At 74.0% G+C, this 14,345-nt stretch carries 13 protein-coding genes and 1 pseudogene; 8 read left to right on the top strand and 6 right to left on the bottom strand.

The window, feature by feature from the left end:
* Positions 1–16: 16 nt before the first annotated feature.
* Together pspAA and D9753_RS25885 are read right to left on the bottom strand one after the other, a co-directional pair.
* Positions 17–295, bottom strand: a complete 279-nt coding sequence (gene pspAA / locus D9753_RS25890) for a PspA-associated protein PspAA (RefSeq protein WP_121789174.1) — start codon at positions 293–295, stop codon at positions 17–19.
* A gap of 32 nt (positions 296–327) precedes the next feature.
* Complete coding sequence (locus D9753_RS25885) at positions 328–1,119, bottom strand: PspA/IM30 family protein (RefSeq protein WP_121789173.1); 792 nt, start codon at positions 1,117–1,119, stop codon at positions 328–330.
* Between the two features lie 246 nt (positions 1,120–1,365).
* On the opposite strand from D9753_RS25885, the gene D9753_RS25880 reads away from it, so the two are divergent.
* The 3 genes from D9753_RS25880 to D9753_RS25870 all read left to right on the top strand — a co-directional run bounded on the left by D9753_RS25880 (position 1,366) and on the right by D9753_RS25870 (position 3,949).
* A complete protein-coding gene (locus D9753_RS25880; protein ID WP_205614264.1) occupies positions 1,366–1,995 on the top strand; it encodes a DUF3043 domain-containing protein in 630 nt (209 codons plus the stop codon).
* An 83-nt stretch (positions 1,996–2,078) separates the two neighbouring features.
* Positions 2,079–2,816 carry a methyltransferase domain-containing protein gene (locus tag D9753_RS25875; RefSeq protein WP_121789171.1) on the top strand — a complete coding sequence of 246 codons (738 nt, stop codon included), beginning with the start codon at positions 2,079–2,081 and terminating at the stop codon, positions 2,814–2,816.
* Positions 2,817–2,872: 56 nt separating this feature from the next.
* Entirely contained in the window at positions 2,873–3,949 is a 1,077-nt protein-coding gene (locus D9753_RS25870; RefSeq protein ID WP_121789170.1) for a S1C family serine protease, read from the top strand.
* 33 nt (positions 3,950–3,982) lie between these two features.
* On the opposite strand, the gene D9753_RS25865 is transcribed toward D9753_RS25870, so the two are convergent.
* The gene (locus tag D9753_RS25865) at positions 3,983–4,192 is read right to left on the bottom strand and encodes a hypothetical protein (RefSeq protein WP_121789169.1); all 210 of its coding nucleotides are present in this window, start codon (positions 4,190–4,192) and stop codon (positions 3,983–3,985) included.
* 79 nt (positions 4,193–4,271) lie between these two features.
* Between D9753_RS25865 and D9753_RS25860 the strand changes: the two are divergent.
* A pseudogene (locus D9753_RS25860) lies at positions 4,272–5,484 on the top strand (bifunctional adenosylcobinamide kinase/adenosylcobinamide-phosphate guanylyltransferase).
* Between the two features lie 12 nt (positions 5,485–5,496).
* Here D9753_RS25860 and D9753_RS25855 read toward each other — a convergent pair.
* Positions 5,497–6,480 carry a class I SAM-dependent methyltransferase gene (locus tag D9753_RS25855; RefSeq protein WP_121789168.1) on the bottom strand — a complete coding sequence of 328 codons (984 nt, stop codon included), beginning with the start codon at positions 6,478–6,480 and terminating at the stop codon, positions 5,497–5,499.
* Between the two features lie 133 nt (positions 6,481–6,613).
* Between D9753_RS25855 and cobT the strand changes: the two genes are divergently transcribed.
* The 3 genes from cobT to D9753_RS37160 all read left to right on the top strand — a co-directional run bounded on the left by cobT (position 6,614) and on the right by D9753_RS37160 (position 10,404).
* Complete coding sequence (gene cobT / locus D9753_RS25850) at positions 6,614–7,729, top strand: nicotinate-nucleotide--dimethylbenzimidazole phosphoribosyltransferase (protein ID WP_121789167.1); 1,116 nt, start codon at positions 6,614–6,616, stop codon at positions 7,727–7,729.
* Positions 7,730–7,862: 133 nt separating this feature from the next.
* Positions 7,863–9,659, top strand: a complete 1,797-nt coding sequence (locus D9753_RS25845) for a phosphatidylglycerol lysyltransferase domain-containing protein (protein ID WP_240468290.1) — start codon at positions 7,863–7,865, stop codon at positions 9,657–9,659.
* A gap of 10 nt (positions 9,660–9,669) precedes the next feature.
* Positions 9,670–10,404 carry a hypothetical protein gene (locus D9753_RS37160; protein WP_205614263.1) on the top strand — a complete coding sequence of 245 codons (735 nt, stop codon included), beginning with the start codon at positions 9,670–9,672 and terminating at the stop codon, positions 10,402–10,404.
* Here the strand turns inward: D9753_RS37160 and D9753_RS25835 are convergent.
* Complete coding sequence (locus tag D9753_RS25835; protein WP_121789165.1) at positions 10,344–11,108, bottom strand: hypothetical protein; 765 nt, start codon at positions 11,106–11,108, stop codon at positions 10,344–10,346. The two genes, D9753_RS37160 and D9753_RS25835, sit on opposite strands and share 61 nt — an antisense overlap.
* A gap of 96 nt (positions 11,109–11,204) precedes the next feature.
* On the opposite strand from D9753_RS25835, the gene D9753_RS25830 reads away from it, so the two are divergent.
* A complete protein-coding gene (locus D9753_RS25830) occupies positions 11,205–11,990 on the top strand; it encodes an adenosylcobinamide-GDP ribazoletransferase (RefSeq protein WP_121789164.1) in 786 nt (261 codons plus the stop codon).
* 60 nt (positions 11,991–12,050) lie between these two features.
* On the opposite strand, the gene D9753_RS25825 is transcribed toward D9753_RS25830, so the two are convergent.
* Complete coding sequence (locus D9753_RS25825) at positions 12,051–14,087, bottom strand: hypothetical protein (RefSeq protein WP_121789163.1); 2,037 nt, start codon at positions 14,085–14,087, stop codon at positions 12,051–12,053.
* Positions 14,088–14,345: the final 258 nt, after the last annotated feature.

Here is a 14,345-nt window from a genome sequence, read left to right as displayed (position 1 = left end):
CGCCGCCCGGCCGGGGTCAGCTAGGGATCAGGCCGTCGTCGCTGAGCAGTTCCCGGACCTCCTCCAGCGTCGCGTCCGGCGACGGCAGGATCAGTTCCGAGGGTTCCAGTGCCTCGTCCGGCAGCGGGGTGCCGAGCCGGCGGACGGCGTCCAGGAGAGCGTTCAGCGTGCGGCGGAAGCCGTCGCCGTCGCCGCTCTCCATCTCGGCGAGCAGTTCGTCGTCCAGCCTGTTCAGCTCGGTGAGGTGGACGTCGTCCAGCTCGACCTGGCCCTCCCCCATGATCCGTACGATCACGTCGGCCTCCTCGGCTCGGACCCGGCGCCGGGCTACTGCTTGTCGAAGCGCGGGGTGTCCTGTGGCTGCTGCTGGGTCTGTCCCTGGCCGGTGCCGCCCTCGATGGCCTGCTGCGGGGAGCCGCCGGCCAGCTCCGCCTTCATGCGCTGAAGTTCCAGCTCTACATCCGTACCACCGGAGAGCCGGTCCAGCTCGGCCTGGAGGTCGTCCTTCTGCATGCCGGAGGGGTCGTCCAGGGCGCCGGAGGCGAGCAGTTCGTCGATGGCGCCGGCCCGGGCCTGGAGCTGGGCGGTCTTGTCCTCGGCGCGCTGGATGGCCAGGCCGACGTCGCCCATCTCCTCGGAGATGCCGGAGAAGGCCTCGCCGATCCGGGTCTGGGCCTGGGCGGCGGTGTAGGTGGCCTTGATGGTCTCCTTCTTCGTGCGGAAGGCGTCCACCTTGGCCTGGAGGCGCTGGGCCGCGAGGGTGAGCTTCTCCTCCTCGCCCTGGAGGGTGGTGTGCTGCGTCTCCAGGTCCGTGACCTGCTGCTGGAGGGCGGCGCGCCGGGACAGCGCCTCGCGGGCCAGGTCCTCACGGCCGAGCGCGAGCGCCTTGCGGCCCTGGTCCTCCAGCTTCGAGGACTGCTGCTGGAGCTGGTTGAGCTGGAGCTCCAGGCGCTTGCGGCTGGTCGCCACGTCGGCGACACCGCGCCGCACCTTCTGGAGCAGCTCGAGCTGCTTCTGGTAGGAGTAATCGAGGGTCTCGCGCGGGTCCTCGGCCCGGTCAAGGGCCTTGTTCGCCTTCGCGCGGAAGATCATCCCCATACGCTTCATGACACCGCTCATGGGCTTCGCGCGCCCCCTTCTGACGGACTCCGGCTCACCGATCCTGCGACAGGACCCACAGTACGGGCCCTGCCTCCATTACCGCACTGTTCGGGGAGTGATGCGCTCATCCCCGAGGACGACTGCGGTCCGCACCGCTCCGGCGTGAGGAGTAGGTGATCGCACCGGAGCGCCCGCTCGCGTGTCCTCTCTGTCCCCTTGAGGACGTCCGGTGTTGCCGGATCGTTCCCCGCCGGGCGGGGGACCATGCCGGTGCAGCCCTTACCCTTGGGTTTTGTGTTCCGTAGCCGTGCCAAGGAAGAGAAGGCCCCGACCGCCGACAAGGCGCAGGTGACCCTCTCCAAGCAGCCCCGTGACCCGCAGGCCCCCAAGGGTCGGCCCACGCCCAAGCGCAGTGAGGCCCAGTCCCAGCGCCGCAGCGTGGCCAGTACCCCGACGAACCGCAAGGAGGCCGCCAAGCGGCAGCGCGAGGAGCGGCGCCAGGCCCTGGAGCGGCAGCGCCGGGCGCTGGCCGGCGGGGACGAGCGCTATCTGCCGGCCCGGGACAAGGGCCCGGTCCGCAAGTTCGCCCGGGACTGGGTGGACTCGCGGTTCAACGTGGCCGAGTTCTTCCTGCCGCTCGCCGTCGTGATCCTCGTGCTGAGCGTGGTCCGGGTGCCCGCGATCCAGAGCGTCGCGCTGCTGTTGTGGCTGATCGTGATCGTGCTGATCGTGCTGGACGCGGCCGTCAGCGGTTTGCGGCTGAAGAAGCGGCTCAAGGAGCGCTTCCCGGACGGGAACACGCGCGGCGCGGTCGCCTACGCCCTGATGCGGTCCCTTCAGATGCGTCGGCTCCGGATGCCGAAGCCGCAGGTCAAGCGCGGAGAGCGGCCCTGAGCGCAGAGGCTTTCACCGGGGATGGGGCGCAGGCCGGCCCGGCCGGGTCCGGCGGGCTGCGTGAGGTCGTACGGCAGGAGCTGGTGTCCCGGCAACTGGATGAGCAGATAGCCGGGCGGTTCCCGGTCGGGCGGCGGCTGCGGGTGCTCGACGTGGGCATGGGCCGGGGCGCGCAGGCGCTGCGGCTGGCCCGGCTCGGCCACCAGGTGACCGGGGTCGAGCAGGACGCGGCGCTGCTCGGCGCCGCCCAGGAGACGCTCGGCCGGGAACCGGAGGGCATCCGGGAGCGGGTCCGGCTGGTGCAGAGCGACGGCCGGGACACCGGCGTGCACTTCCTGCCGGGCAGCTTCGACGTGGTGCTGTGCCACGGCGTGCTGATGTACGTGACGGAGCCGGACCCGCTGGTGGCGGGCCTGGCCCGGATGCTGGCCCCGGGCGGTCTGCTCTCCCTGCTGGTCCGCAACGGCGACGCGCTCGCCATGCGGGCTGGTCTGTGCGGGGACTGGGCGGGCGCGCTGGCCGCCTTCGACACCACCGCCCACCTCCCCCGTGCCCGGACGGACTGGGACACAGGGGCCCCCGTCCGGTTCGGTCCGGACGTCCGGGCCGACCGGCTGGCGACCCTCACCGCCACGCTCGACGGCATCGCGGCCCCGCTGCACGCCTGGTACGGCGTGCGGGTCTTCACGGACGCGGTGGCGGACGGCGCGGTCGTCCCGGAGGACCTCCGGGCGCTGCTCGCGGCCGAGGAGCGGGCGGGCCGCACGGACCCCTACCGCTCGGTGGCGGCACTGCTGCACCTGTGCGGCGTACGCGGCTGAGCCCGTTCGGGGGAACAGCGCGGGCCGGGTGATCACCGCGCGGTGAGACTCGGGACATGAACGCTTCCCCTGCCCCTGCCCCGCGGACGGCCGCCCGGGTGACCGCCGTGCTGGCGTGCTTCGCGGCCCTGGCCGCCGGCTGCTCCGGTCCCGCCGCCCGGACCGGGGCGGACACCGCGGCGGCCACCCGGGCGGCGGTGCCGGCGTCCGTGGCCGATCTGGAGGGCCAGTACCTGAAGGTCATCGGTGAGGTCCTGCCGTCGGTCGTGCAGATCCAGGCGAGCAACGACCTGGGCTCCGGGGTGGTGTACGACGGCGAGGGGCACATCGTCACCAACGCGCACGTGGTCGGCTCGGAGAAGACCTTCCAGGTGACCACCGCCCACAACCAGGAGCCGCTCACCGCCAGGCTGGTGTACTCCTATCCCGAGCAGGACCTCGCGGTGATCAGGCTGGACCGGCCGCCGGGCGGGCTGCGGCCGGCGGTGTTCGGGGACTCCGAGAAGGTCCAGGTCGGCCAGATCGTGCTGGCCATGGGCTCGCCGCTCGGGCTGTCGTCGAGCGTCACCCAGGGAATCGTCTCGGCGACCGGACGGACCGTCAGCGAGGGCAGCACCGGCGGCGGTACGGGCGCGACCATCGCGAACATGGTGCAGACGTCGGCCGCCATCAACCCCGGCAACAGCGGCGGCGCCCTGGTCGGCCTGAACGGGCGGGTCGTCGGCATTCCGACGCTGGCCGCGACCGATCCGGATCTCGGGGGCGGGGCGGCGCCGGGCATCGGGTTCGCGATTCCCGCGTCCATGGTGCGCACGGTCGCCGACCAGATCATCGAGAAGGGCAAGGTCGTCGACTCCGGGCGGGCCGCCCTCGGCATCACCGCGCGGACGGTGGTGGACGACCACTACCAGCCGGCCGGGGCGGCGGTGGTCAGTGTGCGCGGCGGCGGCCCGGCCGCCCGGGCGGGCCTGCGTCAGGGCGACGTCATCACCCGGCTCGGTGACCAGCCCGTCACCTCCATCACCTCGCTCTCGGAGGCGCTGGCGGCGGGCCGGCCGGGGCAGCGGACCACGGTGACGTACCAGCGGGACGGCACGGAGCGGACGGCTCAGGTCACGCTGGGCGAGCAGTGAGGAGGGAGGCGGCCCTCCTCACCGCCGGCCGGATCACGCGTCGGCGTGCAGGCTCATCGGCCCGTAGATCTCGCTGGTCTCCTCGAACAGCCGCACCTGGTCGGCCCCGCCCTCTTTCAGGCTCTTCCAGTGCTCGCCGATCCAGGACTCGGCATCCCCCTGCGTGGTGAAGTCCTCCGGCTGCACGGCCGGCTGGACCTCCGTCCCGTCGGCCGTCTCGAACCGCCACGTCCATGCCGTCATGTGGTCCTCCTTCGATCCAACACCTGCTGGCAGCCTAGCCGGAAGCGCAAGACCTGCGGGGACAGGCGAAAATCGGTGCGTGGAAATCACTCTGCTCGGTACCGGTGCCCCCGCGGGACTGCCTCGCCCCGACTGTTCCTGCGCCGCCTGCGCGACCGCGCTCGGGCCGGACGCACGGGCCGCGACCGCCGTGCTCGTGGACGGGACGCTGCTGCTCGACCTCACGCCGGGCGTGGCGTTCGCGGCGGCCCGCGCCGGGCACTCGCTGGGCGGGGTGCGGCAGGCGCTGCTGTCGCATCCGCACGACGGCCCGGCGGTGGAGGTGCCGGCCGGGCTGCCGCAGCCCGGCCGGGTCCCGGACGGCCGGGAGCTGGCGCTGCTGACGGGGCATCGGGTGCGGGCGGTGGCGATGGACGCGGGCGGCACCGGGTACGCGGTGACCGGGCCGGACGGGCAGCGGCTGCTGTATCTGCCGCCGGGCGGGGCACCGGCCGGCCTGGAGGGGGCGGCGGCGGAGTCGTACGACCTGATCCTGGCGGACGTCGTGGGCCGGCCCGACGCGCTCGCCCGGCTCTCGCGCGGCCGGTTCGGCCGGTCCGGCGACGGACGTGCTCGCCGTCCACCTCGACCACGACGTGCCGCCGGGCGCGGAGCTGCGGCGCCGGCTCGCGGCGGCCGGGGCGCGGGCGGTCACGGACGGTACGACGCTGACGGCCGGGGTGTACCAGAACGTGCCGGACCTGCCGGACGTGCCGCGCCGGACGCTGGTGCTGGGCGGGGCCCGTTCGGGGAAGTCGGTGGAGGCGGAGCGGCGCCTGGAGTCGTTCCCGGGCGTGCTGTACGTGGCGACCGGCGGCACCCGGGGCGGGGACACCGAGTGGGCGGAGCGGGTGGCCACGCACCGGGAGCGGCGGCCCGGGTCGTGGCGTACGGCGGAGACGACGGACCTGGTGCCGTTGCTGGCCGGGGAGGGGCCGCCGTTGCTGATCGACTGTCTGTCGCTGTGGCTGACCGACGTGATGGACGCCGTCGGGGCGTGGGACGACTCGGAGTGGGCGGGCGGGGCGCGGGAGGCGTTGCGGGGACGGGTGCGGGAGCTGATGTCCGCGGTGCGCGCGACGCGGCGGACCGTGGTGGCGGTGTCCAACGAGGTGGGGTCGGGGATCGTACCGGCGACGGCGTCGGGCCGGCGCTACCGGGACGAACTCGGGCGGCTGAACGCGGCGTTCGGGGCGGAGTGCGAGCAGGTGGTGCTGGTCGTGGCCGGGCAGGCGCTGGTTCTCAGGGGCTGAGCGGCGTCCGGCTCACCGCGTGTCCTTGCGCGCGACGATCCGGTACGCGTTGGCGAACGGTGTACGGCGCAGCAGGGGCGCCAGCGTGCGGTCCACCGCCCCGGCCAGCGCGGGCACGGGTTCGGCCATGCCTCTCAGCAGCGGGTTGACGTGGGCCAGCGCCAGGACGACGGCCGCCGACAGGTCGTACGGCTGGTGCGGGGTCGTGCGGTCGGTGACGAGCACCGTGCAGCCCTGGGCCCGCAGTTCCGTGCGGAGGTTGGCGAGCGGGAGCAGGTGCAGGTGGCGGGGCTGGCCGTGGGGCAGCCACCACCTGCCGAGGAGCGTGGCGAAGAGACAGCGCGGGTCGGGGAGTTCGACGACCAGGTGACCGCCGGGGCGCAGCACCGTGAGCGCGGCGCGGAGTTCGGCGCGCGGGTCGGGGGTGTGCGCCAGGTGGTGGAACATGCTGACGACGTCGTAGCGGGCGCGCAGCCGGGCCGCCGTCCCGGGGGTGGTGAGGTAGCCGCGGTGCGCCTCCTCCACGCGGCCCTCCAGCAGCGCCTGTTCCACGCGGACCGTCGGGTCGAGCCCGTCGAAGCTGGTGTACGGGAAGAACTCCTTCGCCGCCTCGGGGAAGCGGGCGTGGCCCGTGCCGACGTCCAGCCAGCTCTCCGGTTCGCGCAGTGCCGACAGGCGCCAGGCGGTGGCGCGGTGCCGGCGGCGGGCCACGTGGGCGGGGACGACGCGTTCGGTGAGCCGCTCAAGCTGCCGCTCGTAGAAGTCGCGGTGGAAGAAGGCGAGTCCCTCCGCGCTGAGCCGGGGGTTCTGGAAGGCGTGGCCGCAGTCACGGCACCCGTCCAGGGCGAACGCGCCCGGCCGGTGCCGCAGCGGGTCGGGGGCCCGCAGCCGGGTCCGCAGGCGCCGGGAGCCGCACCAGGGGCAGTCCTCGCGGCGCGGCTCCTGGAAGGGGTCGGTGGGGGTGGTGGTCCGGGGGACGAGAGGCGAGGTCGGCATGGGCGGCTCCCTGTGCGACATTCCGCTGCAAACCGGAACGTATGGGATACCGCCGTGAGGTGCAATGACGTCGTGGGTGTGTGGTGGCCCTGTGGCGCCTCGGTGTTCGTCGGCCGGCTGTACTGTTCGGCGAATGAGCAGGCTTAATCTGGACGACTTCACCGATCTGATCGAGCGCCCGGACGGGGGCGTGCGCCGTGACGCCGAGGCCCGTCGGGAGCGTCAGACCGTGCCGCCCGGGGCACTGGGCCGCCTGGACGAGCTGGGCGAGTGGCTGGCCGCCGCGCAGGGTGCCGTACCGGTACGGCAGGTCGAACGGCCGCGGGTGGTGCTCTTCGCCGGCGACCACGGCATCGCCGGGCTGGGCGTCTCGGCGCGGCCCGCGGGCGGCGCGGAGCGGCTGGTGCGCGAGGTGCTGGAGGGTGCGAGCCCGGTCGCCGTGCTCGCCCGCCGGCTCCAGGTGCCCGTACGGGTCGTGGACATGGCCCTCGACTGCGATCCGCGGACCCTGCCCGAGGACGTGGTACGGCACCGGGTGCGGCGGGGCAGCGGCCGTATCGACGTCGAGGACGCGCTCACCCTGGACGAGACCGAGGCGGCCCTGCGCGCGGGGGTCGCGATCGCCGACGAGGAGGCCGACTCGGGAACCGATCTCGTGGTGCTCGGTGACGTCAGCGTGGGCGGGACGACGGCGGCGGCGGTGCTCGTCGCCGCGCTGTGCGGCACCGACGCGTCCGTGGTGACCGGGCGGGGCGGCCTCGCGATCGACGATCTGGCGTGGATGCGCAAGTGCGCGGCGATCCGGGACGCGCTGCGGCGGGCGCGGCCGGTCCTCGGCGACCAGACGCAACTGCTGGCCGCCGTGGGCGGGGCGGACCTCGCGGCGATGACCGGGTTCCTGTTGCAGTGCGCGGTGCGCAAGCTGCCGGTGATCCTGGACGGCGTCGTGGCCGCGGCGTGCGCGCTGGTCGCGCAGCGGGTGGCGTTCCGGGCGCCGGACTGGTGGCTGGCCGGCCACGACAGCGGGGAGCCCGGGCAGGCCAAGGCGCTGGACCGGATGGCCCTGGAACCGCTGCTGGAGCAGGGTGTGAAGGTCGGCGAGGGCGTGGGCGCACTGCTGGCCCTGCCGTTGGTCCGCAGCGCCGCCGCCCTGGCCGCCGAACTTCCCGAACTTCCCGAACAGCCGGACCCCGAGGCCACCCCGGTCCACCCGGAGTCCGAGGCCACCCCCCTCGCACGACCGGAGTAGCCGCCTCCCCGCTCCGCCCCGGCCCGTCGCCCGTCTCCCGATGGGGTGGTGTTGTGGGGGAAAGTCGGGTGGATGGTGGCGGCCGGGTGGAATGGGTCTGGTTCGCCGGGGTCGCGCCATATGATCCTGCCCTATGGGAGATGCCCGAATTGCCGTGGAGCAGCGCGCCGAGGCGGAACGGTCGGACGGACGGGCGCGGTGGTCCGCCGGGGCCTCCCGGAGGGCCGCCGCCTTCGCCGTCTGGTACCTGCGGACGGTCGCGTTCATCAACTTCCTCAGCGGGGTGTGGGTCTCGCTCGGCCAGGACGTGCGCCGGCACAACCAGGACGACTTCTTCACGCCCTACCTGCTGACGGCCGGCTTCGCCTCCGGTGTGTTCACCGCCTTCCTGGCGATCACCATGCGGCGCAGGAAGCGGGCCGCGTGGATCCTGAACCTGGTGGTGAGCGGCCTCTTCCTGGCCCTGTTCGCGTTCGCCATGGCGTTCCCGGACATCCGGCGGTACCCGCAGAACTGGGTCTCCCTCGCGCTGACGGCCGCCTTCGTGGGCGCGCTGCTCGCCGGCCGCCGGGAGTTCTACGCCAAGGGCGACCGCGCCAACCCCCGGCTCGCGGCCACGGTGGCCGTCGTCGGGGGGCTCGCCGCGAGCCTGCTGGCCGGGCTGCTGGTGACGGTCACCAACCAGGCGCCGGACGCGGCCCGTTCGACGTTCCCGGAGCGCTGGCACTACGGCACCCTGCGCCTGGTGTCGGTGGCCGCGCAGGAGTCCCGCTTCCCGGGCATCGACCCGCCCAACTGGGCCAATGTCACCGTCAACGTGCTCAGTACGGTCCTGGTCCTCGCCGTGTTCTACGCCGCCTTCCGTTCCCGGCGGGCCGTCGACCCGCTCACCGAGGACGACGAGAAGCGGCTGCGGGCCCTGCTGGAGCGGCACGGTGACCGGGACTCGCTCGGCTACTTCGCGCTGCGCCGGGAGAAGAGCGTGGTGTGGTCGCCGACCGGGAAGGCCGCCGTCGCCTACCGGGTGGTCGGCGGGGTGAGCCTGGCGTCCGGGGACCCGATCGGGGATCCGGAGGCCTGGCCCGGGGCGATCGTGCCGTGGCTGGCCCAGGCGCGGACGCACGGGTGGATCCCGGCGGTGATGGGGGCCGGCGAAGAGGCCGGCACCGTCTACGCGCGGCACGGCCTGGACGCCCTGGAGCTGGGCGACGAGGCGATCGTGGAGGTCGACGAGTTCACCCTGGAGGGCCGGGCGATGCGCACCGTCCGGCAGGCGTACAACCGGGTGCGGCGGGCCGGGTACCGGGTGCGCATCCGGCGGCACGAGGACATCCCGGCGGACGAGATGGCCTGCCTCGTGGAGCGCGCCGACGACTGGCGGGACGGCGCGACCGAGCGCGGCTTCAGCATGGCGCTGGGCCGGCTCGCGGATCCGGAGGACGGCCGGTGCGTGATGCTGGAGTGCACGGACGCGCAGGGCCGGCTGCGGGCGCTGCTCTCCTTCGTGCCGTGGGGGCCGCACGGGCTTTCGCTGGACCTCATGCGGCGGGACCGGGACTCCGACAACGGGCTGATGGAGTTCATGGTCATCGAGCTGCTGCGGCGGGCCCGCGAGATCGGGATCACGCAGGTCTCACTCAACTTCGCCATGTTCAGGTCGGTCTTCGAACGTGGCGCGCGCCTGGGCGCCGGGCCGGTGCTCAGGCTGTGGCGGTCGCTGCTCAGCTTCTTCTCCCGCTGGTGGCAGATCGAGTCGCTGTACCGCGCCAACGCCAAGTACCGGCCCATCTGGGAGCCGCGGTTCCTGCTCTTCGAGAAGAGCGCGGACCTGCCGCGCATCGGCCTCGCCTCGGCCCGCGCGGAGGGCTTCCTGGAGGCGCCGGGACTGCCGAAGTGGCTGCACCGCAGGCACCTGGACACGCACCGGTGAGGAACGTCTGATGGATACGCTCGCCCGCTGGGCCCGCGCCGAGTGGGGGCCGCTGTACGGCACCGTGCGCGCGTCCCTGCGGGAGCGGGGCCCGGCGGCACTGCCGATGACCGTCGGGGCGGTGTGCCTGACGGCGTTGCTCCAGTACGTGCAGAACCAGCCGTGGGGGTACCGGGTGGTGCAGGTCCTGGGTGCGGTACGGGCCGAGGACCCGCTGTGGCTGGCCCTGCTGCGCACTCCCCTGTCGCTGTTCGTGCCGGCGCTGGACCTGCCGGTGTGGGGGGCGCTGGCGCAGCTCCTGCTGGTGTTCGGGGTCGCCGAGCTGTGCCTGGGCTGGTGGCGGACGCTGGTCGTCGCGTACGTCGCCACGCTCGCCGGCACGCTGTACGCGCGCGTCGGCATCACGCTCGGCGCGCACGCCCCGTTCGGGCTGCCGTGGACCGACGCGCAGGTGGTGGACACCGGCCCGTCGGCGGCCGTCGTGGGGCTGGCGGTGTTCGTGAGCTGGCGGTACGGCGCCTACGGCACGGCGGGCGCGGTGACCCTGGCGATGGTCGTCGAGGTGCTGGTGAAGGAGAACCTGGCCGGCAAGGAGCACCTGGCCGCGCTGATGGCCGTGGGGCTGCTGTGCCTGCTGGTGGCGGTGCGGCACCGGCACGGCCGCGTGTCGCGCGGGGCCCCGCGTCACCGGCGGCCGGGCAGGCGCGCCGGCCGGGGGTCGGGCTTGCCGCCGATCCAGTCCTGAACGGCGCGGCGCGGCCGGGCCCAGCGGCGGTCGTGGCGGTAGGCGCGCAGGGCCGCCCTGGCGCGGGCGCGAGGACGGCCGCCGTAGAAGCGGCGGGCCCACGCGGAGCCGGGGCGGGCCAGCCGGACGGCGCCGACGAGCGCCACCAGCGGCACGATCGTGCCGAGGACCGCGGTGCGGGTCTTGCCCTTGCCCAGGGCGATGAGCGAGAAGAGGAAGTTCCCGGCGAGGGTGGCGATGGCACTGCCGCGGTCCGCCAGTTCCTGCTGGGTCAGGTCGTTGACGCCGAACGGTGAGAAGCCGGCCAGCAGCAGGCCGACGAGGGCGGCGGTGAGCACGACCACCTCGACGCTCTTGCGGCCGTCCTCGGTCCAGTAGACGTCGTCCAGGTGCAGGATCAGCGCGAACTCGTCCAGGACCAGGCCCGCGCCGATCCCGAACACGACGGCCGCGACGGCCCCGCCGGCGCCGTGCCGGTCGCTGGCCACCGCGCCGAAGCCGCCGACGACGGTGAGGACGACCCCGGGGACGACGTGGTGGATGTGCAGGCCGCCCGCCTTGACGTTGCCGAACGGGCCCTTGCCGGCCCGGATCAGACGGGTGATGACGCGGGTGACGACGAACGTCAGCACGAAGGCGGCGAGGGCGAGCAGCAGGGGCAGCTTGCCCGGCTCTACGATGTTCCGCACCCACCAGTGCCCCATAGGCGAACATTACCCGGATATACCCCATCGTCTCCGTGCGACTCGGTGCGCCCGGGGGCTGGAGGCGGCCCCGCGGGCGCCGGGTAACCTGCGCCGGTGCTCACGTCCTTGCCTCTCGACGGTCTCCGCTTCGCCTTCGGCACCCTCACCGTGCTGCCCGTCCGGGTGCGCCGGTGGGACCGGGAGGCCGCCCGCGGGGGCATGCTGTGCGCCCCGGTGGCCGGTCTCGTCGTCGGCGGCTGCGCGGCCGGGCTCGGCCTGCTGCTGCTCCTGCTCGGCGCGGGACCGCTGCTCGCCGCCGTCGCCTCGGTCGCCGTACCCGCCGCGCTGACCCGTGGGCTGCACCTCGACGGGCTCGCCGACACCGCCGACGGGCTGGGCAGCGGCAAGTCCGCCGAGGACGCGCTCCGGATCATGAAGCAGTCGGACATCGGGCCGTTCGGGGTGCTCACCCTGGTCCTGGTGCTGATGGCGCAGGTGGCCGCGCTGGCCCAGCTCTATGCCGGCTCCTGGGCGCGGGGCGCGCTGGCCGCCGTCGTCGCGGCGGCCAGCGCCCGTCTCGCGCTCACCCTGGCCGCGCGCGCCGGGGTGCCGGCCGCCCGCCCGGAGGGGCTGGGGGCGGCGGTGGCCTCGGTGGTGCCCAGGGGCGCGGCGCTGGGCGTGGCGGCCGGGGTGGTGGGTGCGGCCGGCGCGGCGGGGGCCTGCCTCGGCGGGTACGACGGCGTGCGCACCGCCCTCGCCGTGGCCGCCGCCGTCGCCGTCGCCGAACCACTGCTGCGCCGCTGCGTCCGCCGGTTCGGCGGGGTCACCGGGGACGTGTTCGGCGCGCTCGCGGAGACGGCCGCGACGGCCGCGCTCGTCGTGCTGTGCCTCGGCCGTTAGCCGCCGCCCGGGGCGTACGACGGCGTGCGGACGGTTCCCCGCGCCCCTTCGGGTGCCGCCCTACGGCAGTCTCAGCGTGAGCGCCGTCTGGAGGGCACCCGGTGTCCCCCACGCCGAGCGCTTGCCCGCGTACGGCGTGCCGAAGGCGGCGGAGGAGAGCAGGAACTGCTGCTTGGTGCCCTCCGGTGCCGTCACCGGGATCCTCGTCCCCGACGGGGCGGTGACCGTCACGGTGTTCCCGACGCGGTAGGCGGTGACCTTGCCCGCGTCGAGGGCGGTCTGCCATCTGGCCCGGTTCTGGAGTTCGGCGCCGATCGCGCTCTGGCGGAGGTTCACGACGGGGGTGTTGTCGGCGAACAGTGCCTGGTGGTCGGCGAGGACCCGGTCCAGCACCGGGTAGAGGACGCGGTCCTCGGCCAGGTTGGACTGGTGGGCGTAGTGCGGCCGGGGGTCGTTGCTCAGGACGTGCCCGAGGTCGGTGTGCGCCTCGGCCGGCACGATGCGGTCGGTGAATCCGGTGGCGGTGTCCAGCGGCTCGGACAGGCAGGTGGAGGCCGGGTTGTCCGTGCAGAGGCCGCTGCCGCCGTCGGCCTTGGCGGTGTAGATCCAGTTGTACTCGTCGGCCATCTCGGCCCTGGTGCCGGCGTTGTAGTACACGTTCATCGGGTAGCGGGGCACGGTGAGCGCGCCGCTGCCCACGGCCCGCTGCCCGGACTCGCGGGAGTTGTCGGAGGCGATCCACCTCACCCCGTCGGCGGCCAGCGCGGGCCCGAGGTGGGGATTGTCCTCCGGCTGCTGCGGCAGGGTCTTCAGCCCGGAGTGCTCACCCGTGACCAGCTCGCTGCGGTCGACGGACAGGCCGTGCAGGAGCGCCCAGTCGGCGTTGTCGGAGATCTCGCCGGAGATGTCGGAGCGGCTCACCCATCTGGTGGAACCGTCGGCGTTCTTCGCGCAGCTCCACGGCACGGCCGAGGTGTCCTGGACGCAGCCGAGGAAGAGGTGGGTGTAGGTGTGGTTCACCCAGCGGTAGGCGGCCTTGTCCTTCAGCAACTGGTCGGCCAGCGGGTCCTTGCCGCCGTTCCCGGTCCGCCACTCCTCGCCGGCGCCCGCGTTGAACGCCAGGTCCAGGGTGAAGCCGTGGCTCTGCTCCCACTGCGCCGCGTACTGCGCGTCGGCCGCCGTCATGCGGATCGGTGTCCCGGCGTCCTCGCCGCCGCCCGTGCAGTCGATGTCGCCGGGCGTGCAGTTGCGCTCGGTGTCCCAGCGGGCGTCCGGCGCGAGGACGTCGTCGACGTGGACGGCGAAGTAGTCGCGGGCCTGTCCGAGGTGGACGCCCTGGGTGAGCCACTCGACCATGCCGCGGGCCAGCACCCGGAACTGCTGCTGGTACTGGTTGTAGGCGAAGGTGACGACCAGCTCGCGGCGGCCGTCGTGCGCGTACTCGCCGAGCAGGGTGCCGGTGCCGGGGCCGCCGGGCACGGGGGCGTCGACGTAGCTGGTGAAGCCGGTGCGGGGCTGGGCGACGAAGCCGTAACTCTCGTCCACCGAGGGCGCGTTGTCCTCGAAGGAGAAGGAGCCCCGCAGATAGCCGAAGGGGCCAGTCCGGCCGGCCGGGGTGACGGTGGCGCTGCGGCCGTCCAGCGGGCCGACGTAACCGTCGTGGTCGGCGTAGTCGAGCCCGACCTCGGGGTGGGCCCAGGTGTAGGCGTCGACCTGCGGGATGCCGTACGTCTTCTCGTACGCCTCCAGGGCCGATCGCTCGGCGGAGTCCGCGCCGAACGGGGCCTCGTTCGGCAGGACCACGCCCTGGAACCTGGCCCGGGGCCGGCCGCCGACGGTGTCGCTCAGGAAGGCGGCGGTGATCGTGGGGCGCCCGGAGTCGCCGAGGTCGAGGACGGTGTACGGGACGCCCTCGCTCCTGAGCTGGGCGGTGATCGCGCCGGCCGGGCCCGCGCCGTCGTCGACGACCAGCACCCGGAGGTCGACGCGTGGCTCGGCCGCCGCCGAGGCGCCGGGTGCGGCGAGCCCCAGCGTGAGCAGTCCCGCGGCCGTGACGGTGACGCCGGCCGCTCTCCAGCGGTGCGCGCGGTGGGTCATGACAGGTTCCTCCCCCCAGAGGATCCGCCGCGGTGAGCGCGGGGCGGATCAGTGGCAATCTTGCGAACCGGTGGGTCGTCACCCCGTCGGAACCCGTCGAGTGTGGCTCAGGTCACGTGCGCGCGGGGCGAGAAGTGGCCATCGCGCCACGTGCGGGTGAACGTCCGAAGGAATGAGCGATCGCGGGTACGCGCGTAGGCTCGTCCCGGGTGTTCGCCGACAGGGTGAAGGCCCCGGTGCCACCTGCCTCCACGCCTG

It is taken from the genome of Streptomyces dangxiongensis (assembly GCF_003675325.1).
In the GTDB taxonomy this organism is placed as follows: Bacteria; Actinomycetota; Actinomycetes; order Streptomycetales; family Streptomycetaceae; genus Streptomyces; species Streptomyces dangxiongensis.
The sequence above is the reverse complement of the archived record's forward strand: the minus strand, read 5'-3'. Positions and strand labels throughout refer to the sequence as shown.

Bases quoted from the DNA above. Each gene is read 5' to 3' on its own strand.
- D9753_RS25885 (WP_121789173.1), bottom strand. From the start codon at position 1,119: ATGAGCGGTGTCATGAAGCGTATGGGGATGATCTTCCGCGCGAAGGCG.
- D9753_RS25880 (WP_205614264.1), top strand. From the start codon at position 1,366: ATGCCGGTGCAGCCCTTACCCTTGGGTTTTGTGTTCCGTAGCCGTGCC.
- D9753_RS25870 (WP_121789170.1), top strand. From the start codon at position 2,873: ATGAACGCTTCCCCTGCCCCTGCCCCGCGGACGGCCGCCCGGGTGACC.
- D9753_RS25865 (WP_121789169.1), bottom strand. From the start codon at position 4,192: ATGACGGCATGGACGTGGCGGTTCGAGACGGCCGACGGGACGGAGGTC.
- D9753_RS25855 (WP_121789168.1), bottom strand. From the start codon at position 6,480: ATGCCGACCTCGCCTCTCGTCCCCCGGACCACCACCCCCACCGACCCC.
- cobT (WP_121789167.1), top strand. From the start codon at position 6,614: ATGAGCAGGCTTAATCTGGACGACTTCACCGATCTGATCGAGCGCCCG.
- D9753_RS25845 (WP_240468290.1), top strand. From the start codon at position 7,863: ATGGGAGATGCCCGAATTGCCGTGGAGCAGCGCGCCGAGGCGGAACGG.
- D9753_RS37160 (WP_205614263.1), top strand. From the start codon at position 9,670: ATGGATACGCTCGCCCGCTGGGCCCGCGCCGAGTGGGGGCCGCTGTAC.
- D9753_RS25835 (WP_121789165.1), bottom strand. From the start codon at position 11,108: ATGGGGCACTGGTGGGTGCGGAACATCGTAGAGCCGGGCAAGCTGCCC.
- D9753_RS25825 (WP_121789163.1), bottom strand. From the start codon at position 14,087: ATGACCCACCGCGCGCACCGCTGGAGAGCGGCCGGCGTCACCGTCACG.